Genomic DNA, 26,027 nt, shown 5'->3' on the forward strand with positions numbered 1-26,027 from the left:
GGTGCGTGCTCGTCTGCGCGGAGCCGCCGTCGTCCTGGCCGGGCTGTGCCTGGTCGCCGGGCCGGCCGCCTGCGGGAAGGCGGGCGGGGTGCACGAGCCGGGCGGGACCGCCTCCGGCGGCGCCCTGAAGATCGGTGTCCTGCTCCCGGACAACACCTCGCGCCTCTACCACTTCGACAAGCCGCTGATCGAGAAGAAGATCCATCAGCTCTGCCCCGAATGCACGGTGGAGGTCGTCAGCGCGGAGCACGATGTGGCCACCCAGCAGCAGCAGATGGACGCGATGATCACCAAGCGGGTCCGGGTGCTGATCCTGGACGCCGTCGACTCCAAGTCGCTGCGCTCGCCGGTCGAGAGCGCGCGGGCGGCCGGAATCCCGGTCGTCTCCTACGACCGCCTCGTGGAGGGACCGGTCTCCGCGTACGTCTCCTTCAACGGCAAGCGGGTCGGCGAACTGCAGGGCGAGGCGCTGCTCAAGGCGCTCGGCGGCAAGGCGCGCGGCGCCCAGATCGTCATGATGAACGGTGATTCGACGGACCCCAACTCCGCCTGGTTCCGGCAGGGTGCGCTCGAGGTGCTCCAGGGCAAGGTGAAGATCGGGAAGGCCTACGAGACCGCCGGGTGGCGGCCGGAGAACGCCAACAGCAATATGTCCGCCGCCATCTCGGCCCTCGGCGCCGAACACATCGACGGCGTCTACTCCGCCAATGACGGGCTGGCGGCCGGCATCATCTCCGCCCTGCAGGCCTCGAAGATCAAGCCGTTGCCCCCGGTCACCGGCCAGGACGCCGAACTCGCCGCCATTCAGCGCATCGTCACGGGCGATCAGTACATGACCGTCTACAAACCCTTCGTGCCCGAGGCCGGCACCGCCGCCGCCATGGCCGTCGCACTGGGACGCGGCAAGAAACTCGACGACATCACGACGCACACGGTCAACAGCCCCACCACCCATGGCATCCCGGCGGTGCTGCTGACCCCGATCTCCGTGACCGTGGACCGCATCAAGAACACCGTGGTCAAGGACGGCATGTACACGATTGAGCAGATCTGCACCCCCAAGTTCGAGTCCGCCTGCCGGCGGGCGGGTCTCCTCAGGTAAGGCAGGTATCCATGGAGTCCGGCTCAGCTCCCCGCCGACCGACGCCGGCGCCGCCCCTGCTGGCGCTGCGCGGCATCTCCAAGCGGTACGGCGCCGTCCAGGCACTGGCGGATGTCGAACTGGAGGTCCGTGCCGGTCAGGTCGTCGCGCTCGTGGGCGACAACGGCGCCGGCAAGTCCACGCTGATCAAGGTGGTGGCCGGGGTCGACTCCGCCGACCAGGGCGTGATCGAGTGGGACGGCCGGCCCGTCCAGATCACCCGCCCGCACGAGGCCCAGGATCTGGGCATCGCCACCGTCTACCAGGATCTCGCGCTGTGCGACAACCTCGACGTGGTCGGCAATCTCTTCCTCGGCCGCGAGATCCACCGGGCCGGTGTGCTGGACGAGGTGGAGATGGAACGCCTCACCCTGGACCTGCTCGACATGCTGGCCATCCGGATGCCGGACGTACGGCTCCCGGTCGCCTCGCTCTCCGGCGGGCAGCGCCAGACCGTCGCGATCTCCCGCTCGCTGCTCGGCGAGCCCCGGCTCGTGCTCCTCGACGAACCCACCGCGGCCCTCGGCATCGAACAGACCGCCCAGGTCCTCGACCTCGTCGACCAGCTCCGCGAACGCGGCCTCGGGGTGCTCCTCATCAGCCACAACATGGGGGACATCAAGGCGGTCGCGGACTGGGTCGCGGTGCTGCGGCTCGGCCGGAACAACGGATTCTTCGATGTGACGACCACGTCCCACGAACAGATCATCTCCTCGATCACCGGGGCCACGGACAACGCCGTGACACGCCGCAAGACGCCGGGGTGGGAGGTGCAGCCGTGAGCCGGACCTGGGCACTCAGGAAGCAGAAGTCGTCCGGCGGGCAGGGCGGGGCGGTGACCGCTGCCGACCGGCGCCGTCTCGCGCCCGATCTCGGGACGCAGAACCCCCTGGAGATACTCCGGCGGAGGTTCCACAGCGGCGAACTCGGCTCGGTCCCGGTGGCCCTCGGTCTGATCGTGGTCTGGATCATTTTCGAGAGCCTCAACGAGAACTTCCTCTCGCCGCGCAACCTGTCCAATCTGACCGTGGACATCGTCGGCACCGGCATGATCGCGGTCGGTGTCGTCTTCGTGCTGCTGCTCGGCGAGATCGACCTCTCGGTCGGCTCGGTGAGCGGCCTCGCGGCAGCCGCCTTCGCGGTGCTGACCGTGAACCATGGCGTTCCGGAGGGGCTCGCGCTGCTGGTCGCGGTGCTCGGCGGCACGGCGATCGGAGCCGTTCAGGGGTTCTTCTTCGCCAAGGTGGGGGTACCGGCGTTCGTGGTCACCCTTGCGGGCCTGCTGGGCTGGAACGGCCTGATGCTCTACATCCTGGGCGTCAACGGCACGATCAACATCGACGACAAGGGCCTGCTCGCGATGCTGACCAGCTACTACTTCACCAATGTGGCCGCCGCGTACGGCCTGGCAGCGCTCGGCACCGTCGGCTATTTCCTCGTGTCGTACCGCGATGTGCGGCGGCGCAGGGCCGCCGGCGTGCCCGCCCGTCCGCTGAGCGAGATCCTGCTGCGCACCGGGGTACTGGCGGTGATCGCCCTGGCCGCGGCCCTGGTGCTCAACCAGTTCCTGGGGCTCCCGCTGGCCCTCTTGATCTTCCTCGTGGTGCTCGTCGGCCTCGACTGCGTGCTGCGCCGCACGCGCTACGGGCGCATGATCTTCGCACTCGGCGGCAGCGTCGAGGCCGCCCGCCGCACCGGCCTCAATGTGGACCTGGTCCGCATCTCGGTCTTCATGGTGTCCGGGACGATGGCCGCGATCGGCGGGCTGTTCCTGGCCTCGCGCGTCACCTCGGCCAGTCAGACGTCGGGGGCGGGCCTGCTCCTGATGGACGCCATCGCCGCCGCGGTCATCGGTGGCACCAGCCTGTTCGGCGGCCGGGGCCGGACCTGGTCGGCGCTGCTCGGCGTCCTGGTCATCCAGTCGATCGCCTCCGGCGTGGCCCTGATGGGCATCCGGACAGCCGTGCAGTTCATGATCACGGGCGGGGTGCTGCTGATCGCCGTCGTCATCGACTCGCTGTCGAGGCGGGCACAGAAGGCGCACGGGCGGGTCTGACGCACCCGCGGGCGGGGGCCCGTCCGGCACACCGCCTGGCGGGGCGGGCGTTTGACCCGCGGTACGCCACGGAACACCTCTGCCGATGCACCCGGTCCTGCACGCACTGTCCATCGCCGGATCCATGACCTGGGAGATCACCTGGGCGCTGATCCTGGGCTTCGCGCTGTCCGCGGTCGTCCAGGCCGTGGTCCGTAAGTCCACGGTGGTCGGTCTGCTCGGCGACGACCGTCCCCGCACCCTGGCGCTGGCCGCCGGGCTGGGCGCCGCCTCCTCGTCCTGCTCGTACGCCGCGGTCGCGCTGGCCCGGTCGCTGTTCCGCAAGGGCGCGCACTTCACGGCCGCCATGGCGTTCGAGATCGCCTCCACGAACCTGGTGGTCGAACTCGGCGTCATCCTGGCCCTGTTGATGGGGTGGCAGTTCACGCTCGCCGAGTTCGTCGGCGGACCGGTCATGATCGTCGTGCTCGCCGTGCTGTTCCGCCTCTTCCTGCGGGAACGGCTGCTGCGGCAGGCCCGTGAGCAGGCCGAACGGGGGCTGGCCGGCTCCATGGAGGGGCATGCCGCCATGGACATGTCCGTACGCCGCGAGGGGACCTTCGCGCGGCGGCTGTTCTCCGCCGACGGCTACACCTCGACCTCGCGCGTCTTCGTCATGGAATGGGCCGCGATCATCAAGGATCTGGTGATCGGCCTGCTGATCGCCGGGGCCATTGCCGCCTGGGTCCCCGACAGCTTCTGGCGGGCCTTCTTCTTCGACGGACACCCGCTGGCCGCGAAGCTGTGGGGGCCGCTGATCGGACCGCTGGTGGCGATCGCCTCGTTCGTCTGCTCCATCGGCAATGTGCCGCTGGCGGTGGTCCTGTGGAAGGGCGGGATCAGCTTCGGCGGGGTGGTCGCCTTCATCTTCGCCGACCTGCTGATCCTGCCGATCCTGAACATCTACCGGAAGTACTACGGGGCCAGGACGGCCCTGTTCCTGCTGGTCACGTTCTATGCGTCCGTCGTCGTCGCGGGTTATGCGGTGGAGTTCGTCTTCGGCGGACTGGGGCTGATCCCCCGCCAGGCCGACGCGGAGATCCCCATGTCCGGGGTCTCCTGGAACTACACCACCTGGCTCAACATCGCCTTCCTCCTGCTCGCCGCCGCGCTGGTCCAGCGTTTCCTGCGCACCGGCGGCCGGGACATGCTCCGGACGATGGGCGGCACTCCGCACGACAGCGCGGGGACGCACCCCGCGCACCCCGGGGACGGCACCGCCGGGGGCGACGCCGGGCACGAGGGCACCGGGCGCGACGGCACCGGGCACGGCCCGCGCCGACCCGCGGGCGGACAGGGGCCGAGTGGCTGATGCCGGAGCGGGCGAGGTCGAGCACCCTGGAGGTAGGGGCGCGACGGCGCCGAGCGCCCCGGAAGGGAGCGAGGCCATGAAGGACGTCATCACCGCCGGTGTCGACGGTACGCCCGAGTCCCTGTCCGCGATCGTGTGGGCGGCGCAGGAAGCCCGGCTGCGGCGTGCGCGCCTGCGGCTGCTGCACGCCTGGGTGCTGCTCGAGACGGAGCCGGAGCCGGTGTCCGGCCCCGTCGAGGAGGGGCACCAGAACTACTGGCCCCATCGGATGATGGACGAGGCCGTGACCGCCGTGCGCGCCCGCTTCCCCGACCTCCCGGTGGATCCGGTCCTGGTCGCGAAGGACCCCGAGCAGGCCCTGCAGGAAGCCGCGGAACAGTCGGACCTGCTGGTCCTCGGCTCACGGGACCTGGGCCCGGTGTCCCGGTTCGCCCTCGGCGAGCTCGGTCTGAAGCTGATGGTGCACACCGACTGCCCCACCGTTCTGGTACGCGCCCGACGGGGCGCCAAGGCCGACGAGGCGGGCGGGGAGGGCGGGGAGGTGATGGTGGGGCTGAGCCTGCACGAGCCGTGCGAGGCGCTGCTCGCCTTCGCCTTCGACAGCGCCGCACGCCGTGGTGCCCCGCTGCGCGCCGTGCACGGCAGGCACCTGCCCTCGTACGCGTACAACCGGGGCGGCGGCGTGGAGCCGATCGCCGCCGAGGAGGCCGCGCAGGAGGCGCGGCAGGAGCTGACCGCGGCCCTGCAGCCGTGGCGGGAGAAGTATCCGGACCTGCAGGTGGACTCGCGGGTGATGATGGAGAGTCCGGCGCCCGCCCTGCTGCACAGCGCCGCGGACGCCGGGCTGCTCATCGTCGGCCGGCGGCACCGGCACCGGCTGCTGCCGGGGCCCCGTATCGGCCATGTCGTCCAGGCGGCCGTGCACCACGCTCCGTGTCCGGTGGCCGTGGTGCCGCACGAGTGACCGCGGACGGCGGAGTCCACGCTCTGAGACGGCCGGTGGCCGGCGCCATGACGCCCCGCGCCAGAAGGCGGATGATGACGGTGAGAGCGCATACCGGCGGGGGCCGGCTGCCGAGGGCACGACGGCTCCCCGCGCGGCCCGAAGGCGGCCGCTCCCGGTAGAAGGCAGAGGTGAGCCATGGCAACGACAGTCGAGTGGCCCGTCCGTCTGTACCTCTTCGAGGAGGACGGAACGACCAAGGCACGCGTGGTGCTCCGGACCGGAACCACCACCCTCACCGGGCACGGCACGGCCCGGTGCAGCCCCGAGGACAGGGACGTACCGGAGATCGGGGACGAGATCGCGGCCGGGCGCGCGATGCGGGACCTCGCCGGACAGTTGCAGCGGGTGGCGGACGTCGATCTCGAAGGCGTGGGTGCCGCGCCGCCCCGGCACGGGCATCGCGCCGCCTACGGCTGGGCCGACGCGATGGCGTGAGTCCGGTGCGGGCGCCGTCGCGCGGCCGAGCGGTGGTACGGCGCTCCGTGGAAGGAGTCGGCCATGTCGGATGCGACGCTCACCGACCTGTACGAAGTGACCATGGCCCTCTCGTACCTCCATGAGGGCATGACGGAGCCGGCCACGTTCAGCTGCTTCGTACGGACCCTGCCGCCGGACCGGGGCTTCCTGATCGCCGCCGGGGCCGAGACGGTACTCGACTTCCTCTCCGGCTTCGCCGTCGGACGCGAGGATGTCGAGGTGTTCGCGCAGGCACTGCAACGGCCGGCCCGGGAGCTGGCCCCGCTGCTGGGGATGCGCTTCACCGGGGAGGTCCGGGCCGTGCCGGAGGGCCGGGTCGTCCTGGCCGGTGAACCGCTGCTGGAGATCACCGCTCCGCTGCCGCAGGCGCAGTTCGTGGAGTCGTACGTGCTCAATCACCTCACCCATCAGACGACCCTCGCGTCCAAGTGCGTCCGCTGCGTGCTCGCCGCACGGGGGAGCTCCGTCGTGGATTTCTCGCTGCGGCGGACACACGGCACCGCGGCCGCCTGCCAAGTGGCGCGGCTGGGTGCCATGACGGGCTTCGCGGGCACCAGCAATGTGGCGGCGGCCCACGCCGAGGATCTGGCGGCGGTCGGCACGATGGCGCATTCGTACATCGAGGCTTTCGGGGACGAGGAAGCGGCGTTCACCGCGTTCGCGCTCTGCCATCCCGGGCCGGTGACCTTCCTGGTCGACACCTATGCCACCGAGTCCGGCGTCGCGGCGGCCGCCCGGGTGCTGAACGCGCTGGGGCGCGGTGACGGGGCGGCCATCCGGCTGGACAGCGGTGACCTGGCAGAACTGGCCTTCCGCGCCCGTACGATCCTGGACAACGCGGGGCTGCCGCAGGTCCGCATCGTCGCCAGCGGCGGGCTGGACGAGTTCGCCGTGCACGATCTGGCGCAGGCGGGCGCGCCGATCGACGTCTACGCCGTGGGCACCAGCGTCGGGGTGAGCGCCGACGCTCCCACGCTGGATTCGGCGTACAAGCTCGTCGCCTACGACGGCCGCCCCCTGATGAAGCTGTCGCCGGCGAAGACGACCGCACCGGGCCGCAAGCAGGTCTTCCGCCGGCCCGGGTGCCACGATGTGATCGGCCTGGCCGACGAGCCGGTCCCGCCGGGCAGCACGCCGCTGCTGGAGACGCTGATGCGCGGGGGCGAGCGCTGCGCACCGCGCGGCCGCCCCGAGGACGCCCGGCGGCGGGTGGTGGCGGATCTCGCGGAGCTGCCCGCGTCCGCCCGGCGCATCCGGTCGCCACAGGCCGTGCGGGCGAAGGTCTCCAGGCGGCTGGCCGTCCTGACCGAGCACGTCCGGCGGCGGATCGAGCGCGAGGCGCTGGCCCCGTTCGGCTCGCACGCCTGAGCCCCCGGGGGCTTTTCTCCGTACCGTCGTCGTATGGCGGACAAGCAGGACGGCAACGGCCCCCGGAAGCTGGCGCGGCCGCGCTACGAGCGGGAGCTGTACCGGCTGCAGACGGAGCTGGTGAAGCTCCAGGAGTGGGTGCGCACCGAGGGCGCCCGCATCGTTGTGGTCTTCGAGGGGCGGGACGCGGCCGGCAAGGGCAGCACGATCAAGCGGGTCACCCAGTACCTCAACCCCCGGGTGGCACGGATCGTGGCGCTGCCGCGGCCCACCGAGCGGGAGCGCACCCAGTGGTACTTCCAGCGCTATACGGAGCACCTGCCCGCGGCGGGCGAGATGGTGCTGTTCGACCGCAGTTGGTACAACCGGGCCGGGGTGGAACGGGTCATGGGCTTCTGCACACCGGCCGAGCACCAGCGGTTCCTGCGGCAGTGCCCGGTGTTCGAGCGGATGCTGGTGGAGGACGGCATCCTGCTGCGCAAGTACTGGTTCTCGGTGAGCGACGAGACGCAGGAGCAGCGGTTCCGGCGGCGGCTGCAGGACCCCACCCGGCGCTGGAAGCTCTCGCCCATGGACCTGGAGTCGCTGACCCGCTGGGAGGAGTACTCACGGGCCAAGGACGAGATGTTCGTCCACACCGACATCGCGGAGTCACCGTGGTTCGTCGTCGAGAGCGACGACAAGCGCCGGGCCCGGCTGAACATGATCGCCCATCTGCTGTCGACGGTGCCGTACCGCGACGTCACCCCGCCCGAGCTCACCCTGCCGCCGCGGCCACCGGCCACCGGATACCAGCGACCGCCCCGGGACCTGCAGACCTACGTTCCCGATCATGCGGCCGGTCTGGCGGACCAGGACACCCCCTAGGTGTATTGATCACGAGCGTTGTTAACGCTGGCTGGGCTTGATCATGGCGAAGACCTCCGGTGTGGTGGAGCTGTCTAGGACTGCACCGCACGGAGGTCTTCGTGTCCCACCGTAATGCCCGGCTGACCGTTCACGGCAGGCGGCTGCTGGTCGAGCGCGTCCGTTCCGGGCGCCCCATCGCGCACGTCGCCGCCGAGATGGGCATCTCGCGGCCCACCGCCCACAAGTGGCTGCGTCGCTGGAGAACGCAGGGCGAGGCCGGGCTGCACGATCGTCCCAGCCGGCCGCACACGACACCGCACCGGACTCCTCTCGCGGTAGAGGACCAGGTATGCCGGTTGCGGCAAGACCGGAAGCTGGGCCCGGCTCGCATCGCACCGATCCTGGGCCTGCCGGCCTCGACCGTCCACCGGGTCCTGGCCCGGCACGGCCTGAACCGCCTCGCCTTCCTCGACCGGCCCACCGGCCAGGTCATCCGCCGCTACGAACGCAGCAGGCCCGGCGAGCTCGTCCACGTGGACGTGAAGAAACTCGGCCGCATACCCGACGGCGGGGGCTGGCGCATCCACGGCCGTGCCGCCTGCCCCGACCGCCGCCGCACCACAGGCTTCGACTACATCCACTCCGCAGTCGACGACCACAGCCGCCTCGCCTACAGCGAAGTCCACCGGGACGAGAAAGCCGCCACCTGCGCGGCCTTCCTGCAGCGGGCCGCAGCCTTCTTCGCCGCCTGCGGCATCCTGCGCATCGAACGTGTCCTGACGGACAACGCCTGGCCCTACCGCAAGAGCTTCGCCTGGCGTCAGGCGCTTGCAGATCTCGGCGCGGCCGGCAAGCTCACGCGCATCTACCGGCCGCAGACCAATGGCAAGGTCGAACGCTTCAACCGCACCCTGCTCGACGAATGGGCCTACCTACGGCCCTACACCAGCAACGACGAACGAACCGCCGCACTGGACACCTTCCTGCACAGCTACAACCATCACAGGTGCCACACCGCACTCGGAGGCAAGTCACCCATCAGCCGCGTGAACAACCCTGCGGGTCAATACACCTAGGGCCTGTCTTCAAAGTCCCGCCTGCCTTGCGGGCGAACGACGGGACTTTGACGACAGGCCCTAGTCCCGGCGGCGTGGCGTCGGCTCGGCAGGCTGCGGGACGACGGCCACGGGGCAGGCGGCGTGGCAGAGCGCGGTGTGCGCCACCCGGCCGGGCTGCAGGCCGAAGTGCCCCCGGCGGCGCTGGGCCGCGACCACCAGCAGATCCGCGGCGGCGGCGCGGTGCACCAGCACCTTGTGCGCCGGGCCCTCGACCAGGGCGCGGCGCACCCGCACCTCAGGATGCGCCGCGGCCGCCTCCGCCAGAGCGGTATCGAGCAGCGCGGAGGCCCGTTGCTCGTCGGCGCCCTCGGGGAGCGGCGGATCGTCCGCCGTCCCGTGTGCCGCGTGGCGCCAGGCACAGACCGCCTGCAGGGTGCAGCGGCGGGCCTCGGCCTCGCGGAAGGCGAAGCGGACGGCCGCCATCTCGCCGGCCGGGTCGGTGACGCCCAGGAGGATGCGCTCATGCGTGCCCGCGAGCCCGGCCGGGTCGCCGCGTACCACGATCACCGGGCACCGGGCGCGGGCGGCGACGGTCAGGCTGACCGACCCGAGCAGCAGTCCGGTGATCTCTCCGAGTCCCCGCGCCCCCAGGACCAGCACCGATGCATGGAGGGCCTCGTTCAGCAGGGCGGTGACCGCGTCATCGGCCAGTACCTCGCCGGAGACCTCGATGTCCGCCTGCCGGTGGCGGGCGTGTGCGGCGGCGGACTCCACGATGTTCTCCGCGAGCACCTGCTCGCCGGGGCGCTCCGGGCCCGGCGCCGTGCCCTCGTAGCGCTCCCACCGGGAGGCATGGACGATCCGCAGCGGGAGGCCGTGGCGCGCCGCCTCGTCCACCGCCCAGTCCAGCGACCGGAACGCGGCATCCGATCCATCGGTTCCGACGGTCAGCGGATGCTCCATCGCCCCCATCTCCTTCCGCTCGTCGGCGAAGAGGCCGTACTGCCACCGTCGCACCGCGGCCCGGCGCGCGCAGGGGACGGAGGGCGCCGGGCCGCGGACCAGGGCGGGAGACCGGGTGCGGCGCGCCCCCGGCCCCCGGCCGTGGTGCCATGGAAGGGACACACCGACGAACGGAAACCGTCACCATGAGCGGCGCGCCGTACCTGGCCGCTTGTCTGCACTCGCTGCGGGCCGTGGTCCTCGACACCGACGGGGTCATCATCGACTCCGCCCCGACGCATGCCGCGGCCTGGAAGGGCGCCTTCGACGCGTGTCTGGCGGCCGCGGGCGGCCGGCGCCCCTTCGACCCGGTGGACGACTATCTGCGCTATGTCGACGGCCGGTCCCGGCAGGACGGGGCCGCCGCTTTCCTGCGCGCACGAGGTCTCGACCTGCCGCCCGGCACGCCGGACGATCCGCCGGGCACGGACACCGTCGGCGCCGTCGCGGCCCGTAAGGACGAGCTGTTCACCGCGAGCCTGCGGACCACCGCCGTCACCACCTGGCCGGGCACCGTGCGGCTGCTGCGGGTGCTGCGGGACCTGGGGGTGCCGTGCGCCGCCGTCTCGGCGTCCCGCCATGCCGGCGAGCTGCTGGCCGCGGCCGGGGTCCTCGAACTCCTCGGGGCGGTGGTGGACGGCAACGAGGCGGGCCGGCTGCACCTGCCGGGCAAACCGGACCCGGCGCTCTTCCTGGAAGCGGCCCGGCGACTCGGTTTCCCGGCACAGGACACGGCCGTGGTGGAGGACGCGCTCGCCGGTGTCGAGGCCGGCCGCCGCGGCGGATTCGGCCTGGTGGTGGGCGTGGACCGGACGGCAGGTCCGTACAGTGCCACCGCCCTGCGCCGCCGTGGCGCCGATGTGGTCGTGGCCGACCCCGGCGAGCTGCTGACGTCCGGGGAGGAGGGGTGACCGGCTCCTGGGCCTGGTCGTACGACGGCAGGGGCGGGCGGATGACGCACCCCTGGGCCTGGTCGTACGAGGGGTACGACCCGGAGACGGAGCGGCTGCGGGAGACCCTCTGCACGCTCGGCAACGGCTACTTCGCCACCCGCGGCGCGGCGTCCGAGCTGCCGGCCGGGCCCACCCACTACCCGGGCACCTACGCCGCCGGCTGCTACAACCGGCTCACCTCCACCGTGGGCGGCCGCCCGGTGGAGAACGAGGACATGGTCAACCTGCCCAACTGGCTTCCGCTGCGCTACCGGATCTGCCCGGCCGACGCGGCCCCCGGCCCCTGGCTCTCCCCCGACCATCCGCAACTGGCGGAGCACCGGCAGACCCTGGACCTGCGGCACGGCACACTGACCCGCTGGTCGGTCTACGAGGACGAGGCCGGCCGGCGGCTGACCGTGGAGCAGTGCCGTCTGGTGCACATGGGAGAGCCCCATCTGGCCGCGCTGCGCACCTGCTTCGCGTCCCACGGGTGGACGGGCACGGTGGAGGTGGAGTCCGGGATCGACGGTGCGGTGCGCAATGCCGGCGTGGCGCGCTACCGCGAGCTGGCGGACCAGCATCTGACGGGGTGGGAGACCGGGGCCGAGCGGACGGACACGGTGTGGCTGAGCTGCCGCACCCTCGACTCGGACATCCGGATCGCGCTGGCCTCGCGGACCCGCGCCTCCTCCGGACGGGGCGGGCCCCCCATGCCGCAGCTCGGCTCACTGGGGGCGTTCCACTCCCTGGTGCTGCCCGTGGTCCCCGACTCCCCGGCGGTCGTCGAGAAGACGGTGGCGCTGTTCACCTCCCGCGACCCGGCGATCGAGAGCCCGCGGCATGCGGCCGTGGACTGTGTGGCTCTCGCCCCGCACTTCCGGCAGTTGCGGGCGTCGCACCGCCGCGCCTGGGAGAACCTGTGGCGGCAGGCCAAGCTGGAGGTCCCCGGAGAGGCGGGCGGCATCCTGCGGCTGCACCTCTTCCACGTCCTGCAGACCCTCTCGCCGCACACCGCCGAGCTGGATGTCGGGGTGCCGGCGCGGGGTCTGCACGGCGAGGCGTACCGCGGGCACGTCTTCTGGGACGAGCTGTTCGTGCTGCCGTTCTTGAACCTGCACCTGCCGCAGGTCTCCCGGGCGCTGCTCGACTACCGCTACCGGCGGCTGCCCGCCGCCTGCCATGCGGCGCGGGAGGCGGGCCGCACCGGTGCGATGTACCCGTGGCAGAGCGCCGGCGACGGCCGGGAGGAGACCCAGCAGCTCCACCTCAACCCACGCTCGGGGCACTGGCTGCCCGACCGTTCCCGGCTCCAGCACCACGTCGGATCGGCGATCGCCTACAACGTGTGGCAGTACGGACAGGCCAGCGGCGACACGGAGTTCGTGCAGACCAGGGGCGCGGAGATGCTGTTGCAGATCGCCCGCTTCTGGGCCGCGTCCGCGGTCTGGGACGCCGGGCTGGGCCGGTACCGCATCCGTGGGGTGGTCGGTCCCGACGAGTACCACGACGGCTATCCGGACGCCGCCGAACCGGGAGTGGACGACAACACCTACACCAACGTCACGGCGGCCTGGGTGCTGATGCGGGCCCTCGATCTCTGTCGCACGCTGCCCGAGCCCCATCAGCGGCAGTTGTGCGAACGCCTCCAGCTCGATCCGGAGGAGCCCGAGCGCTGGGAGGACATCGCGCACCGGCTCCATGTGCCCTACCACCGCGGAGTGATCAGCCAGTTCGCCGGATACGGGGACCTCGACGAGCTCGACTGGCACGGCTACCGGCAGCGCTACGGCGACATCCGCAGGCTGGACCGGATCCTGGAGGCGGAGGGCGATACGGTCAACCGCTACCAGGCCTCCAAACAGGCCGATGTGCTGATGCTGGGCTACCTCTTCTCGCCGTCGGAGCTCGCCTCGGTGTTCCGCCGGCTCGGCCATCCCCTCGACGACGACATCTGGCACGCCACCGTCGACTACTACCTGCACCGCACGAGCCACGGCTCCACCCTCAGCGCCCTGGTCCATGCCTGGGTGCTGGCCCGTGTCCACCGTCCCGACGCCTGGACGTTCTGCGAGGAGGCGCTGGTCGGGGACGTGGCGGATGTCCAGGGCGGCACCACGGCGGAGGGCATCCACCTGGGCGCGATGGCCGGCACCCTGGACTTCGTCCAGCGCGGGATGACCGGCCTGGAGACCCGCGACCAGGCGCTGTGGCTCGACCCGGCGCCGCTGCCCGAGCTCTCGAAGTTCGGGGTCCGCATCCGCTTCCGGCGCCACTGGGACATCGATCTGCGCATCCGCGCCGAGCAGGTACGGATCGCGGTGCCCGCCTCGGAGAACGCCGCGGTGCGGGTCAGGCTGCGCGACCGCTCGTTCTCCCTCGCGCCCGGTACCTCGCGCCGGCTCGATCTGCCCGGCGACTGAGCGGCGCCCCCCGCGGCCTGCCGGACACGCCCCGGCAGTCGCACGGCCCGTCCGCCGGACGACGGGCCGTGCGACTGCCGGGGACGGCGGCCGGCTCACCGCCGCAGCGGGCCCTCACAGCGGAAGTCCGCGCTGCCGGCGCGGCCCGAGGACCAGATGTCGGTCGGGCCGAAGGAGCAGTTCATATCGGTGAAGTTGTTCGCGGCGGGGCCGGAGCGGTCGAGGATGAAGTAGTCGACGGTTTCGGACATGTCCTTGAAGACCTGGCCGGGGTCGCCGGAGTTGCCGAGATTGGCGGTGATCCGTCCGGTGCAGGTGAACCGGCCGTTGCCCGGATCGCCGTCGTCCTTGCAGACGGGCGTGTTGGCGGTGGCGGCGGCGAACGCGCTCTGGACCTCGGCGGGGGTGGCGAGCTTCAGGGAACCGTTGGGCGTGAACTTCGTGTCCGGCACGAACAGGTCATTGACGTGGGCGATCTGTGCGTCGAGGAAGGCGTCGTACTGCTGCTGGAGCCCCGTGTCGGAGCCCATGCGGTTGCGCCAGGAATCGAATGCGGCCGGGTCGTCCGCGCGCAGGTACCGGTACATCTCCTGGAGCTTCGCGGGGTGGTCGCGCCACAGGAACTCGAAGAACGTCCCGGCGTAGGAGTAGAAGCGGAAGCCGTCGTGGTCGTACGTCGCGTGCAGGAACTCGTTGACGGACATGCGGGGTTTGCCGCCCGAGGTGTCCGCGATGATGTCGCGGACGAGCGACCGGCGGACGGCGATGCCGTTGTCCCGGGTCGAGCCGTCGAAGAACTCGGCGCTGCCCTCGTCCATGGCGGTGGTGCGGTCGCCCTCGTACCAGGGGCCCTCGCCGAAGAAGCCGGGTACGGCGAAGCGGCCGTTGAGGTAGTGGACGTACTCGTGCCGGAAGAGCTCTTCGAGGGTGAGGCTGGAGTCCTGGGGGACGCGCCGCTGGTAGGTGTAGAAGGTCGCGCCCTGCTCGATGTAGACGCCGCCGTTGTTGGTGTCCATGCCGGTGAGCAGCGGGTGGTAGACCTCGTAGTCGGCGCGTGAGGCGTACAGGACGATGGTGAGGGTGGTGTTGGGGTCGCCGGCCAGGGGTTCCCAGGTCCCCAGCACCCGGTGGAACTGGGCCCTGACCTGCTTCGACGCATAGTAGAGCTGGTCGACGACGGCGCGGTCGAGGGCGGTGCGGACCTTGATGGCGCCGTTGTCGTAGGAGTAGGTCCGCGGGAAGATCCGCTTCTCGATGTCCTCCTTGCACACCGCGTACGGCTTGCAGGCGTCGAAGAAGATGAGCCAGCCGGCGACCTTGGCCCAGGGGGCGCTGCCCTCACCGAAGTTACGCACGGTGGTGGGGAGGAGGGCGGTGCCGAGGTCGGTGACGATGGCCTTCTTGAGGGAGGCGATCTGGCCGAAGCGCCCGTACTCCCCGAGCGCGTCGCGGGCGGCCCAGGCGTTGGGGGTGGCCTTGAGGTGGGTGTATCCGGCGAACGCCTTGAAGGCGGCGCGGTAGGCGGGGTCGGCGGCGACCGCGTACTGGAAGGCGGTGTCCTTGTTGCCGGGGTAGACGCCCAGGTAGTTGACGGAGAGCGCGGCGAGGGCGGCGTTGCCCCATGCCGGGTCCCGGTACGTGGCGGGGTGGGCCGGGTCCAGGGTGGCCAGAACCTTCTGGACCAGGTCGAGTTGGTGCTGCCGCAGGCCCGGGGCGCTGGCGGCGTACAGGGCCTCGCGCAGGGTGTCGGCGTTGGTCCGGGTGACGTCGAAGGTGCGGGCCGCGGTGCCGAAGGCCTCGACGGCGCGGCGCACGGCGTCGACGGTGGGGGCGTCGGTGGTGTCGATCTCGTCGTGCGAGAAGTCCTGGTAGGCCACCGCGTGCAAATACGTGAACATCTCGTACAGGTGGCTGGTGTTCTTGCCGTCATGGGCGGCGGCGAGGCCGGTGATGCGACGGGCCACCGCCTGGACGTGCGCGTCGGACATGACGGGGACGAGCCGGGGGTCCCAGGTCCAGACGAGGGTGCGCAGACAGTCGTCGGCCGTGACCGCGGGGTCCGCGAGGAAGTCCGCGAACTGCTCGGGGCCCAGGCCGGTGATGCCGTCGAGGGTGCAGGGGGCGACGGCGGGTCTCGGCCCGTGCGGCGCGTCGGCGGGCTTGGTCTGCGGGCCGGGTATGTGGCCTCTCTCGACGAGGGCGCGTGGCGCCGGCGCCGGCGCGGCGACGAACTTCGGGGCCGTGGCGAGGCGTTGGGCCTGGTCGAAGGGGTTGGCGGTGGTGGGGGCGGCGGGCCGGTGTCCGGGCTGCGCTGCCCGGGTCCGCTGCGAGGTGGCCGACGTGTGGGGTGCCGCCTGCGCGGCCTGGACGGCCGGCAGGGCGAGGGTGGTGGCGAGGATCGCGGCCAGCAGGATTCTGCGCGGGATACGCGGATGGGACACCTGAACCTCCGAGAGGGGGTGGGGGGTTGTGGGGGTCGAGGCAATGGCCTTCACTCCACGAGGTGTGACCCGTAACATAGTAATGTGAAATTGCACTGACAAGGCTTCAGGTAACTTTCTTTACCGGAGGTATTCCTTGACCTCGCGTGCCCCCCAACTCCACACCGGTAGCCACGACTTGCCGGTGTCGGCCGCCCTCGCCTCCTTCATGACCGGCGGGTGGGCCGGCACTCCGCTCCCCGACGACACCCGTGTTCCGGGCTTCGCGCGGTTCGCCGGCCGCCGCGCCCGGCTCGCCGCGCGCTTCCCCGGCGAACGACTGCTCGTTCCCGCGGGCGAGTTGAAGGTCCGCAGCCATGACTGCGATCACCGCTTCCGTCCGCACAGCGCCTACGCCTGGCTGACCGGGCTCACCGGCGAGGACCAGCCGGGGCATGTCCTGGTGCTGGAACCGGATGGCGAGGCGGTGCTGTACCTGCGGCCGCGGTCGCCACGGGACGAGGGCGGCGCGTTCTACCGGGACCGCCGCTACGGCGAGTTCTGGGTCGGCCGCCGCCCCGATCTGGCCGAGGCCGAGCGGCTCACCGGTCTGCGCTGCGCGCACCTGGACGACCTCGACCACCACCGCCGGCCCGGCCGGGACGCCGCCCGGGACGCCGAACTCGCCTGCGCACTGAGCGAGTTGCGCTTGGTGAAGGACGACTGGGAAGTGGCCCAGCTCCAACAGGCCGTCGATCACACCACCACCGGCTTCGAGGACGTGGTCCGCGCCCTGCCCGCCGCCCTGCGCCACCCGCGCGGCGAACGCTGGGTCGAAGGGGCCTTCCAGCAGCGCGCCCGCGCCGAGGGCAACGGCACGGGGTACGAGACCATCGCCGCCGCCGGCGCTCATGCCTGCGTGCTCCACTGGACCCGCAACGACGGGCCGCTCGAACCCGGCCGGTTGCTGCTGCTGGACGCGGGCGTGGAGACCGACACGCTCTACACCGCCGATGTCACCCGCACCCTGCCGCTGTCCGGGCGCTTCTCCCCCGTCCAGCGCCGGGTGTACGAGCTGGTGCTCGCCGCACAGGACGCGGGCATCGCCGCCCTCGAACCGGGGGCGAGTTTCCGCGACTTCCACCGGGCCTGTACGGGCGTCCTGGCCGAGGGACTCGCCGACTGGGGGGTCCTGCCCCGCCCGGCGAAGGAGGCGCTCGCCGACGACAGCGGCCTGTACCGGCGCTACACGCTGTGCAGTTCGGGCCACATGCTCGGCCTCGACGTGCATGACTGCGGCCGGGCCCGCGCGGACCAGTATCTGGACGGTGTCCTGACGGAGGGGCAGGTCCTGACGGTCGAACCGGGGCTCTATCTCCAGCCCGACGACGAGACCCTGCCACCGGAACTGCGCGGTATGGGGGTCCGGATCGAGGACGATCTGGTGATCACCTCGGACGGCGCCCGGCTGATGTCGTCGGCGCTGCCGCGCACCGCCGACGGGGTGGAGGAGTGGATGGAATCACTGCTCGCCGGACGGACCTGACCCGCCCGGCCGGTCAGCCCCGGCGGGCGACCGGCGCGTGCTGCGGCCTCGGTACCAGCGGTTCGTCGCGGCCCTGGGCCCACAGCGAGCGGACATGGCCGAGGTGGCGGGCCATACAGGCCTCGGCCGCCTCGGCATCGCCCGTCAGCATCACGTCGAGCAGCTCCCCGTGCTCCTCGGCGGAGGGCAGCAGTTGGTTGCGTTCGTCGAGGCGGGTGAGGCCATACAGCCGGGAGCGCTTGCGCAGATCACCGACCGTCTCGACAAGGCGGTCGTTGCCGCTCAGGCCGAGCAGTTCGAGATGGAAGCGGCGGTCGGCCTCCAGGTAGCCGATGAGGTCGTGCGCGCGGGCCGCGGCGACGATCTCCAGGGCGGCCGGGCGGAGGGCCTCCAGTTGGGCACGGTCGGCGGTGCGGGTGACCTGGCCGACGACCGGGACCTCGATCAGGGCGCGGATCTCGGTGTACTGGTCGAGGTCGCGCTCGCTCACCTCGGTGATCCGGAAGCCCTTGTTGCGGACCGGCTCGACCAGCCCCTCGCGGGCCAGGTCGAGCATCGCCTCGCGCACCGGGGTGGCGGAGACACCGAAGTCGGCGGCGAGGCCCGGGGCCGAGTAGACCGACCCCGGGCGCAGTTCGCCCGCGATCAGGGCCGCGCGCAGTTGATGGGCCACCTGATCGCGGAGCCGCTCCTGCGCGGTGATCAGGCTGCGGTGCTTGAGTTCGCCCATCGTGGTCCTCCGAATTGACGCGGAGTGCCAGCGTACAATGTCACGTTGCGCAAACTCCCTGGTGGCGGACGGCAGTCGGCCGCACGGCCGCGGGTCACAGCACGAACCCCGCGGGGAACGGATCGGACGGGTCGAGGAAGTACTGCGCGGTGCCGGTCACCCAGGCCCGGCCGGTGACCGTGGGGACGACGGCCGGGAGCGATCCGACCTCGGTGTCGGCGACGAGGCGGCCGGTGAACTCCGTTCCGATGAACGACTCGTTGACGAAGTCCTGGTGGAGGGGCAGTGCGCCGCGGGCGTGCAGTTGTGCCATCCGCGCCGAGGTGCCCGTACCGCACGGTGAACGGTCGAACCATCCGGGGTGGATGGCCATCGCATGCCGGGAGCGGGTGGCGTCCGACCCCGGCGCGGCGAAGTAGACGTGCTTGAGGCCGCCGATCCGCTCGTCCTCGGGGTGGACGGGCCGGTCGGTGGCGTTCACCGCGTCCATGAGGGCGAGTCCGGCGGCGAGGATGTCGTTCTTGCGGGCCCGGTCGAAGGGCAGGCCGACGCTCTCCAGCGGCAGGATCGCGTAGAAGTTGCCGCCGTAGGCCAGGTCGTAGCCGAGCGTGCCGTAACCGGGGACGGCGATCTTGCGGTCGAGTCCGGCGCAGAAGGCGGGCACATTGGTGAGGGTGACGGCCGTGGCCGCCCCGTCCTTCACCACCACCTCTGCGGTGACCAGCCCGGCGGGAGTGTCGAGCCGCACTGTGGTCACCGGTTCACGGACCTCCACCATGCCGGTTTCGACGAGGACGGTGGCCACGCCCATGGTGCCGTGTCCGCACATCGGCAGATAGCCGGAGACCTCGATGAACAGGACACCGTAGTCGGCGTCGGGGCGCGTCGGGGGCTGGAGGATCGCCCCGCTCATGGCGGCATGGCCGCGCGGTTCGTACATCAGCAGGGTACGGACGGCGTCGCGGTGCTCGGCGAAGTACATCCGTCGCTCGGCCATGGTGGCGCCGGGGAGAGTGCCGACGCCGCCGGTGATGACACGGGTGGGCATGCCCTCGGTGTGGGAGTCGACGGCGTGAAAGACATGGCGGGTGCGCATGGGGGCTCCCTCTCAGTGGTGGCCGTCGGCGAGGAGCTTCCCGGTGGCGGCGCGGACCACGGCCGAGTGTTCGTCGCCGAGCGGCGAGCGGGGCGGGCGGGTCGGGCCGCCATGGTGGCCGGCGAGGTCCATGGCGAGCTTGATCGCCTGCACGAACTCGGGCCGGGAGTCCCAGCGCAGCAGCGGGTGCAGTGCCCGGTAGAGGGGCAGCGCGGTGTCGAGGTCACCGGCGACGGCGGCCCGGTAGAGGGTGCCGCACGCCGTGGGCAGGGCGTTCGGGAAGCCGGCGATCCAGCCGACGGCCCCGGCGAGGGCGAGTTCGAGCAGGACGTCGTCGGCACCGATCAACAGGTCCAGTTCCGGGGCGACTTCGGCGATCTCGTAGGCCCTGCGGACATCGCCGCTGAACTCCTTGACGGCGACGATGCTGCCGTCGGCGTGCAGCTCGGCGAGGAGGGCCGGGGTGAGGTCGACCTTGGTGTCGAAGGGGTTGTTGTAGGCGACGACGGGCAGGCCGACCGAGGCCACCTCGGCGAAGTGGGCGCGGACCGAGGCCGGTTCGGCACGGTAGGCGTTGGGCGGCAGCAGCAGGACGGAACCGGCTCCCGCATCGGCGGCCTGCTCGGCCCAGCGGCGCGATGCGGCACTGCCGTAGGCGGCGACACCGGGCATCACCCGGTCGCCGTCACCGGCGGCCTCCACGGCGGTCCGGACGACACGGGCGCGTTCGTCGTCGGTGAGCGTCTGGTACTCGCCGAGGGAGCCGTTGGGGACGACGCCGTCGCAGCCCGCGGCGAGGAGCCGGGCGACCTGGGCGGCGTAGGCGTCGTAGTCGACGGAGAGGTCGTCACGGAAGGGGAGGGTGGTGGCAACCATGATGCCGTGCCAGGGGCGGGTGCGCGTGACCATACGAAGTCTCCTTCTATGAGGTGTGACATTTTACTGACTGTCCCAGGGGCTTGCCAAGGTCGCCCGGAGGCGAACTAGTCGTGTTCGCAGGCGAGTTCCCCGAGGACGACGGGACAGGCAAGGGGTCTGCGGTCGGCCGCGGGCCCGGCCTCCCCCGCGAGGCGGGCCACCGCGGACCCGCACATCCGCCCCTGGCACCAGCCCATTCCGGCGCGGGTGAGCAGTTTGACGGTACGGGTGTCGCGGGCGCCGAGCCCGGCGACGGCTTCCCGGATCCGCCCGGCCGTGACCTCCTCGCAACGGCAGACCTCGGTGTCCTCGCCCAGCCAGCCGGTCCAGCCGGGGCGCGGGGCGTGGGCGACGGCCATGACCCGGGCGAACCGGCGCAACCGGTCACGGCGGCGCCGCAGCGCACCGGGGGCGGCCCGATGCGCGATGTCGTGAGCCGCCAGCTCTCCTTCGGCGAAGGCGAGTTCGGCCCCGCCCACGCCTCCGGCCTCACCGGCCGCCCAGACCCCGTCGACCGTGGTCCGCTGCCGGCCGTCGAGCGTCAGCGCCCAGGCGCCGTCCGGGCCCCGGTGGGTGCCGCAGCCCAGTGCGGTGGCCAACTCCAGTTGCGGTACGAGCCCGTGCCCGACGGCGAGCGCCTCGCACGGGATGCGCCGGCCGGTTCCGGACACCGGCCGCCAGTCCCGGTCGAGCCGGGTCAGGGTGACGGCCTCCACCCGCTCGGTGCCGTGCACGGCGGTGACCGCACTGCGGGTACGGATGCGTACGCCGTACCGGAGCAGGGCGGCCCCGTGACCGGCCGCTTCGGCGAGCTTGCCGGGGTTGGCGGCCAGCGTGCGCGGGGCGCGGGCGTATCCGGCGTAGCCGCCCGCCTCGGCGACGACCGGCACCGTGGCACCGGCCGCGGCGAGCGAGCCGGCGACGGCGAGCAGCAGCGGCCCGCTGCCGGCGACCACGATCCGCCGCCCCGGCAGCACCAATCCCGCCTTCAGCATGGCCTGCGCACCTCCCGCGCCCACCACGCCGGGCAATGTCCAGCCGGGAAAGGGCAGTTGGCGTTCGTGTGCGCCGGTGGCGAGGAGCACCTTGCGTGCGGTCACCTCGGACCGGCCCTGCGCGCCGTCGGGGCCGGTGACCGCGTGCACGGTCCAGTGGTCCGGGTCCCGGGTGACGGCCCAGACATGGTGGGCGGCGAAGTGGCTCACCCGGCCCGCGGCGAGCTGCTCGCCCAGCCGCGCGGTGCGCCGGGTGAAGGCGCGCCAGGAGTGATGCAGCGCCTCGGGGTGGGCGGCGCCCAGGCCGGGGGCCGGCTGCCGGTAGAACTGTCCGCCGGGACGGGCCGCCGCGTCGACGAGCGCCACCCGCAGCCCGAAGGCGGCGGCCGTGACGGTGGCGGCGAGCCCGGCCGGGCCCGCGCCGATGACGACGAGGTCGTGGAGGTCAGACACCGAGTTCGGCACGCCCGTGTCCCTCCTGGGTGGTGATCGCGTCCCCGGGCCGGGCGGGCACCAGACAGGCCCGCTGGTTGGGCCGCCCGTTGATGGTCGCCAGACAGTCGAAGCACGAGCCGATCCCGCAGAAGGCCCCGCGCGGCCGGCCCTCGCGCCGAGTGGTCCGCCAGGAGAGCACACCGGCCGCCCAGAGCGCGGCGGCGACGCTCTGACCGGGCAGCGCGGTCAGCGGCCGCCCGTCGAGGCTGATCTCGAAGGCCGGTCCTGGTACGGCCCGTACGAGGTCGGCGGGGGTACGGCGCGGGGTCATCCGCGGGCTCCTCTCGGTGCGGGTGAGTGGGTGAGCGGGTGGAGTGGGTGGAGCGGGCGACGCTGCCGGAGCCGGGGGCGGCGCCTGGGACCGTCGGCCGGTCCGGCTCCCGGCGGCTCGTCCCCGTCCGCCTCGGCGCCGTCCGCCCCCGCCGGCCCGGCCCTGCTCACCCCTCCCCCGCCCCGTCGGCGAACCGCTCCGGGCGGAACGGCCGTGCGTCCAGCGGGCCCGGCGCACCGGTCAGCGCGGCCGCGATCAGCCGCCCGGTGGCCGGGGCGAGGCCGATGCCCGCGCCCTCGTGACCGCAGGCGTGCAGCAGGCCGGGGAGGCGTGGGTCGGGGCCGATCGCGGGGAGGTGGTCCGGGAGGTAGGGGCGGAATCCCTGGTACGTGCGCATCACCCGGACGCCCGCCAATACGGGGAACAGGGCCGCCGCCTGGGCGGCGAGCCGGCGCAGCACCTCGACCGAGAGCGTGCGGTCGAAGCCGATGCGTTCACGGCTGGCTCCGATCAGGACCGGCCCCGCCGGGGTGCCCTCGACGACGGCGGAGGTCTGCAGCGCGGCCGATCCGCTGGCCACATCGGCGACATAGTCCGCGGCGTAGACCTTGCGGCGTACGACACGCGGCAGCGGCTCGGTGACCAGGACGCAGCCACGACGGGGCAGGACGGGGACGGTCACCCCCGCGAGCGCGGCCAGCCGGCCGGCCCAGGTGCCGGTGGCGTTCACCACCGCGGGAGCGAGCAGATCGCCCTGCGGGGTGCGCACGCCCCGTACGGCGCCGCCGGGGCCCCGCAGTACGGCCGTGACCTCCGCCCCCAGGTGCAGCCGGGCGCCGGAGGCGCGCAGCAGATGGGCGGCGGCCAGGGCGGGTTGGACCTGGGCGTCCTGCGGGTAGAGGACGCCGCCGGCGAGACCGGGCGCCAGATGCGGTTCGGCGTCCCGCAGCCGGTCGGCGGGGAGGCAGTCGCTCCGCACGCCCGCCTTCTCTTGCGCCGCGCAAAAGGCGCGCAGCGCCGTCATGCCGGGCTCGTCGGAGGCGACGACCAGCCCGCCCTTCGTCTCGTACTCGATCTCCGGCGGGAGTTCGGCGGCGAGTTCGCGCCACAGCCGGGTGGAGAGCAGTGCGAGGTCGAGTTCGGGACCCGGTTCCTTGTCGGAGACGAGCAGATTCCCCTCCCCGGCGCCGGTGGTGCCGCCCGCGACGGGCCCGCGGTCGACGACGGCGACGGAGAGGCCGGACCGGCCGGCGTAGTAGGCGCAGGCGGCGCCGACCACTCCGGCCCCGACGACGACCACATCCGGAGCATCCGAGAGCTGTCCGTGTCTCATGGGCACGTCAGTAATATGTCACACAACACAGGCTCCGAAAAGGGGACTTGGTGTGCTTCCGCGGCAAGGCACCGGCAGGTTCCTGCGGCCGGCAGGCTCTCTCCCCGCGCGAACCGATCCCCCGGGATGCCGCGGAGACGGCCTAGCCTGGAGGGATGAACGAGAGCGGGGCGGCGGGGCCGGAACCGGGCGACAGTGCCTTTCCCGCCTTTCATGCGGGGCGGTGCGGCGAGCTCGCGGAGCTCGATGCGCAGGTGGTCCGCTGCCGGGCCTGTCCCCGGCTGGTGGAGTGGCGGGAGGAGACCGCGGCGCATCCGCGTGCGGCGTTCCGGGACCAGGAGTACTGGGCGCGGCCGGTTCCGGGGTTCGGGCCGGCTGATGCGGCGCTGGCCGTCGTCGGGCTGGCGCCTGCCGCGCACGGCGGCAATCGCACCGGCCGGATGTTCACCGGGGACGCCTCCGGCGACTTCCTGTTCGCCGCCCTCCATGCGGTCGGTCTCGCCTCCCAGCCCACGGCGACCCACCCGGGCGACGGGCTGGAGCTGTACGGAGTGCGGGTCACCGCACCGGTCCACTGCGCCCCGCCGGAGAACAAGCCCACGCCCGCCGAGCGCCGCACCTGCCGGCCCTGGCTCTCGGCGGAGCTCGCACTCCTCGCCCCCGGCCTGCGTACGGTCGTGGTGCTGGGCACGTTCGGCTGGCAGGCGCTGCTGCCCGTCCTGGGCGAGACCGGGTGGCCGCTCCCCCGCCCCCGGCCCGCGTTCGGTCACGGGGTGCGGCTGACCCTGCCCGCCGCCGGGCAGCTGCGGGAACTGAACGTGCTCGGGAGCTACCACCCCAGCCAGCGCAACACCTTCACCGGCCGGCTCACCTTCGACATGCTCGTCGAACTGCTCGCCCGCGCCGCCGGACTCGCGGGGCTGGGGCGTCCGGGACAAGGCTGACGTCCGGCCGGTGCACCGGAAGCCGCGGAGAGGCCCGGGGACCACGGATACGCCCCGCGTCACACCCCCGGGGACCGCCGGGACGCCGCCATGCGGCCCCGCACGCCGACTTCTATCCTGGGACGAGACGGCTGCGCAGACCGGTTGGTGACCGCATACGGCCGAGGAGTGCTCGTGCGCCATCGCGTGGCGGACCGGGTCGGGAAGACCGCTTCGGGCGGCTCCTTCTCGCACCGGGACCGGGCGGTGATCGTCGCTGCCGCACTGTCCATCCTCATCGTGCAGATGGACTGGTTCGCGCTCGATCTGATGCTCCCGGTCATCGCCAGGGACTTCCATACCTCCTCGACCGACCTCCAGTGGCTGGTCAGCGGATACATGGTGGCCGTCGGCGCGTTGATGATCGTGGGTGGCCGGGCCGCCGATCTGCACGGGCGGCGACGGGTCATCGTGATCGGCCTGTGCGTGTTCGCCGCCCTGTCCGTGGTGTGCAGTGCCGCGCAGAACGCGCCCTGGCTCGTTGCCGCGCGGGTGGTGCAAGGGACCGGCGCGGCCTTGATCTTTCCCGTTTCGGTGGCGGTGGTGACCAGTTACTTCCGGGACGACCGGCAGGGGCGGGCGGTCAGCACGGTGCTGGCGTTCGGTTCCCTCGGCACCGCGCTGGGTCCGTTCGTGGGCGGCGTGTTCGCCGAACACGTCAGCTGGCGTGCGGTGTTCCTGATCAATGTGCCGGTGTGTCTGGCCGCCGCGCTGCTGGTGCTGCGGTTCGTCCCCGAGACCCGGGACGAGCGGGCGACCCGCCATCTCGACCTGCCCGGGGCGGCGACCGTCGCCCTCGGCCTGACGTGTCTGATGCTCGCCGTGGACCAGGGACAGGGCTGGGGGTGGGCCTCCGCACCCACCGTGGCCACCGCCGCCGTCGGTGTCGCCCTCCTCGTGCTGTTCGTGGCGGTGGAGCGGCGGAGACCGGAGCCGTTGATCGACCTTTCGCTCTTCCGCAACGCGAAGTTCGTTGTGATCACCCTCGCGGGCTCCCTCTCGAATGTGGTGTATTGCCTGGTCGCGGTGCTCTCGGCGCTCTATCTGCAGCAGGCGCGGGGGCTGTCGCCCGCTCACGCCGGGTTCATCTTCCTGGCGCTCTCCTGCGGGGTCGGCGCGGCCAGTTACTGGGCCGGGCGGCTGGCCCTGCGCTGGCGCGCCGAGCGGTTGATGGCCTGCGGCATGCTCACCAGCGGTACCGGACTGCTGGTGCTGACCTGGGTGAAGCCCCTGGGCTGGTACACGGTGGTCTTCGCCGTCTGCGGGGTGGGCATCGGGCTGGGGTGGGCGCTGACGAACGTGGCCACGCAGGCACATGTACCCGCGGAGCGGGCGGGCGCGGCATCGGGGCTGGTACTGACGTCGCTGGTGCTGTTCGGTGCGGTGAGCGTGGCGGTCGCGGCGACGGTGCTGGAGGTCGTCAGCGGCTCGCCGTCGACCGCGGCCGCCGACGGCCCCGCCATCGAGGCGGTCCTGCGCGGCACTTCGGTGCTGGCCTTCCTCGGTGCCCTCGGGCTGTTCGCGGTCTCCGCACCACGGCTGCGTGCGCGAAAGCGTGCCACGGTCCCCGGCTGAGG

At 72.3% G+C, this 26,027-nt stretch carries 22 protein-coding genes; 14 read left to right on the forward strand and 8 right to left on the reverse strand.

Features of this window, described 5'->3' with window-relative positions; genetic code table 11:
- Position 1: 1 nt before the first annotated feature.
- The 9 genes from Scani_RS20245 to Scani_RS20285 all read left to right on the forward strand — a co-directional run bounded on the left by Scani_RS20245 (position 2) and on the right by Scani_RS20285 (position 9,324).
- The gene (locus tag Scani_RS20245; protein ID WP_159478356.1) at positions 2–1,102 is read left to right on the forward strand and encodes a substrate-binding domain-containing protein; all 1,101 of its coding nucleotides are present in this window, start codon (positions 2–4) and stop codon (positions 1,100–1,102) included.
- 11 nt (positions 1,103–1,113) lie between these two features.
- Positions 1,114–1,923, forward strand: a complete 810-nt coding sequence (locus tag Scani_RS20250; protein ID WP_159478359.1) for an ATP-binding cassette domain-containing protein — start codon at positions 1,114–1,116, stop codon at positions 1,921–1,923.
- On the forward strand, positions 1,920–3,197 hold the full coding sequence (locus tag Scani_RS20255; protein WP_159478362.1) for a sugar ABC transporter permease: 1,278 nt from the start codon (positions 1,920–1,922) through the stop codon (positions 3,195–3,197). The genes Scani_RS20250 and Scani_RS20255 overlap by 4 nt, the downstream gene beginning before the upstream one ends.
- 85 nt (positions 3,198–3,282) lie before the next feature.
- Entirely contained in the window at positions 3,283–4,548 is a 1,266-nt protein-coding gene (locus Scani_RS20260) for a permease (protein WP_159478365.1), read from the forward strand.
- A gap of 76 nt (positions 4,549–4,624) precedes the next feature.
- A complete protein-coding gene (locus tag Scani_RS20265) occupies positions 4,625–5,512 on the forward strand; it encodes a universal stress protein (RefSeq protein ID WP_159478368.1) in 888 nt (295 codons plus the stop codon).
- A 177-nt stretch (positions 5,513–5,689) separates the two neighbouring features.
- Positions 5,690–5,989: a dsRBD fold-containing protein gene (locus Scani_RS20270; protein WP_159478371.1), complete on the forward strand. Its 300-nt coding sequence runs from the start codon at positions 5,690–5,692 to the stop codon at positions 5,987–5,989.
- Between the two features lie 63 nt (positions 5,990–6,052).
- On the forward strand, positions 6,053–7,399 hold the full coding sequence (locus Scani_RS20275; RefSeq protein WP_159478374.1) for a nicotinate phosphoribosyltransferase: 1,347 nt from the start codon (positions 6,053–6,055) through the stop codon (positions 7,397–7,399).
- A 33-nt stretch (positions 7,400–7,432) separates the two neighbouring features.
- On the forward strand, positions 7,433–8,266 hold the full coding sequence (gene ppk2, locus Scani_RS20280) for a polyphosphate kinase 2 (protein ID WP_159478377.1): 834 nt from the start codon (positions 7,433–7,435) through the stop codon (positions 8,264–8,266).
- Positions 8,267–8,367: 101 nt separating this feature from the next.
- Positions 8,368–9,324, forward strand: coding sequence for an IS481 family transposase (locus Scani_RS20285; protein ID WP_159469616.1), 957 nt, complete (start codon positions 8,368–8,370; stop codon positions 9,322–9,324).
- A gap of 60 nt (positions 9,325–9,384) precedes the next feature.
- On the opposite strand, the gene Scani_RS20290 is transcribed toward Scani_RS20285, so the two are convergent.
- Positions 9,385–10,278 (reverse strand): universal stress protein, encoded by an 894-nt coding sequence (locus Scani_RS20290; protein WP_159482251.1) that lies wholly within the window; start codon positions 10,276–10,278, stop codon positions 9,385–9,387.
- A gap of 176 nt (positions 10,279–10,454) precedes the next feature.
- Between Scani_RS20290 and Scani_RS20295 the strand changes: the two genes are divergently transcribed.
- The gene (locus tag Scani_RS20295; protein ID WP_159478380.1) at positions 10,455–11,219 is read left to right on the forward strand and encodes an HAD family hydrolase; all 765 of its coding nucleotides are present in this window, start codon (positions 10,455–10,457) and stop codon (positions 11,217–11,219) included.
- Between the two features lie 41 nt (positions 11,220–11,260).
- Positions 11,261–13,663: a glycoside hydrolase family 65 protein gene (locus Scani_RS20300; protein ID WP_159482252.1), complete on the forward strand. Its 2,403-nt coding sequence runs from the start codon at positions 11,261–11,263 to the stop codon at positions 13,661–13,663.
- A gap of 95 nt (positions 13,664–13,758) precedes the next feature.
- On the opposite strand, the gene Scani_RS20305 is transcribed toward Scani_RS20300, so the two are convergent.
- Entirely contained in the window at positions 13,759–16,104 is a 2,346-nt protein-coding gene (locus tag Scani_RS20305) for a collagenase (RefSeq protein ID WP_246296043.1), read from the reverse strand.
- Positions 16,105–16,240: 136 nt separating this feature from the next.
- On the opposite strand from Scani_RS20305, the gene Scani_RS20310 reads away from it, so the two are divergent.
- A complete protein-coding gene (locus Scani_RS20310; protein WP_174872731.1) occupies positions 16,241–17,629 on the forward strand; it encodes an aminopeptidase P family protein in 1,389 nt (462 codons plus the stop codon).
- Positions 17,630–17,642: 13 nt separating this feature from the next.
- Here Scani_RS20310 and Scani_RS20315 read toward each other — a convergent pair whose 3' ends face one another.
- The 6 genes from Scani_RS20315 to Scani_RS20340 all read right to left on the reverse strand — a co-directional run bounded on the left by Scani_RS20315 (position 17,643) and on the right by Scani_RS20340 (position 23,467).
- Positions 17,643–18,359, reverse strand: coding sequence for a GntR family transcriptional regulator (locus Scani_RS20315; protein ID WP_159478383.1), 717 nt, complete (start codon positions 18,357–18,359; stop codon positions 17,643–17,645).
- Positions 18,360–18,453: 94 nt separating this feature from the next.
- Positions 18,454–19,455: a proline racemase family protein gene (locus Scani_RS20320; RefSeq protein WP_159478386.1), complete on the reverse strand. Its 1,002-nt coding sequence runs from the start codon at positions 19,453–19,455 to the stop codon at positions 18,454–18,456.
- A gap of 12 nt (positions 19,456–19,467) precedes the next feature.
- A complete protein-coding gene (locus Scani_RS20325) occupies positions 19,468–20,364 on the reverse strand; it encodes a dihydrodipicolinate synthase family protein (RefSeq protein ID WP_159478389.1) in 897 nt (298 codons plus the stop codon).
- A gap of 74 nt (positions 20,365–20,438) precedes the next feature.
- Positions 20,439–21,833, reverse strand: a complete 1,395-nt coding sequence (locus Scani_RS20330; RefSeq protein ID WP_159478392.1) for an FAD-dependent oxidoreductase — start codon at positions 21,831–21,833, stop codon at positions 20,439–20,441.
- Positions 21,814–22,134 (reverse strand): (2Fe-2S)-binding protein, encoded by a 321-nt coding sequence (locus Scani_RS20335; RefSeq protein WP_159478395.1) that lies wholly within the window; start codon positions 22,132–22,134, stop codon positions 21,814–21,816. Before Scani_RS20335 ends, Scani_RS20330 begins: the two co-directional genes overlap by 20 nt.
- A 166-nt stretch (positions 22,135–22,300) precedes the next feature.
- On the reverse strand, positions 22,301–23,467 hold the full coding sequence (locus Scani_RS20340; RefSeq protein ID WP_159478398.1) for an NAD(P)/FAD-dependent oxidoreductase: 1,167 nt from the start codon (positions 23,465–23,467) through the stop codon (positions 22,301–22,303).
- 155 nt (positions 23,468–23,622) lie between these two features.
- On the opposite strand from Scani_RS20340, the gene Scani_RS20345 reads away from it, so the two are divergent.
- The gene (locus Scani_RS20345; protein WP_159478401.1) at positions 23,623–24,411 is read left to right on the forward strand and encodes a uracil-DNA glycosylase; all 789 of its coding nucleotides are present in this window, start codon (positions 23,623–23,625) and stop codon (positions 24,409–24,411) included.
- Between the two features lie 174 nt (positions 24,412–24,585).
- Entirely contained in the window at positions 24,586–26,025 is a 1,440-nt protein-coding gene (locus Scani_RS20350; protein WP_159478404.1) for an MFS transporter, read from the forward strand.
- The last annotated feature ends 2 nt before the right edge of the window (positions 26,026–26,027 follow it).

It is taken from the genome of Streptomyces caniferus, from assembly GCF_009811555.1.
Lineage (GTDB): Bacteria > Actinomycetota > Actinomycetes > Streptomycetales > Streptomycetaceae > Streptomyces > Streptomyces caniferus.

What these genes read in the sequence shown, in the direction of transcription:
- Scani_RS20265 (WP_159478368.1), top strand. Translation starts at nt 4,625, where the DNA reads ATGAAGGACGTCATCACCGCCGGTGTCGACGGTACGCCCGAGTCCCTG.
- Scani_RS20270 (WP_159478371.1), top strand. Translation starts at nt 5,690, where the DNA reads ATGGCAACGACAGTCGAGTGGCCCGTCCGTCTGTACCTCTTCGAGGAG.
- Scani_RS20275 (WP_159478374.1), top strand. Translation starts at nt 6,053, where the DNA reads ATGTCGGATGCGACGCTCACCGACCTGTACGAAGTGACCATGGCCCTC.
- Scani_RS20345 (WP_159478401.1), top strand. Translation starts at nt 23,623, where the DNA reads ATGAACGAGAGCGGGGCGGCGGGGCCGGAACCGGGCGACAGTGCCTTT.
- Scani_RS20340 (WP_159478398.1), bottom strand. Translation starts at nt 23,467, where the DNA reads ATGAGACACGGACAGCTCTCGGATGCTCCGGATGTGGTCGTCGTCGGG.
- Scani_RS20325 (WP_159478389.1), bottom strand. Translation starts at nt 20,364, where the DNA reads ATGGTCACGCGCACCCGCCCCTGGCACGGCATCATGGTTGCCACCACC.
- Scani_RS20320 (WP_159478386.1), bottom strand. Translation starts at nt 19,455, where the DNA reads ATGCGCACCCGCCATGTCTTTCACGCCGTCGACTCCCACACCGAGGGC.
- ppk2 (WP_159478377.1), top strand. Translation starts at nt 7,433, where the DNA reads ATGGCGGACAAGCAGGACGGCAACGGCCCCCGGAAGCTGGCGCGGCCG.
- Scani_RS20295 (WP_159478380.1), top strand. Translation starts at nt 10,455, where the DNA reads ATGAGCGGCGCGCCGTACCTGGCCGCTTGTCTGCACTCGCTGCGGGCC.
- Scani_RS20290 (WP_159482251.1), bottom strand. Translation starts at nt 10,278, where the DNA reads ATGGGGGCGATGGAGCATCCGCTGACCGTCGGAACCGATGGATCGGAT.
- Scani_RS20315 (WP_159478383.1), bottom strand. Translation starts at nt 18,359, where the DNA reads ATGGGCGAACTCAAGCACCGCAGCCTGATCACCGCGCAGGAGCGGCTC.
- Scani_RS20335 (WP_159478395.1), bottom strand. Translation starts at nt 22,134, where the DNA reads ATGACCCCGCGCCGTACCCCCGCCGACCTCGTACGGGCCGTACCAGGA.
- Scani_RS20260 (WP_159478365.1), top strand. Translation starts at nt 3,283, where the DNA reads ATGCACCCGGTCCTGCACGCACTGTCCATCGCCGGATCCATGACCTGG.
- Scani_RS20300 (WP_159482252.1), top strand. Translation starts at nt 11,261, where the DNA reads ATGACGCACCCCTGGGCCTGGTCGTACGAGGGGTACGACCCGGAGACG.
- Scani_RS20250 (WP_159478359.1), top strand. Translation starts at nt 1,114, where the DNA reads ATGGAGTCCGGCTCAGCTCCCCGCCGACCGACGCCGGCGCCGCCCCTG.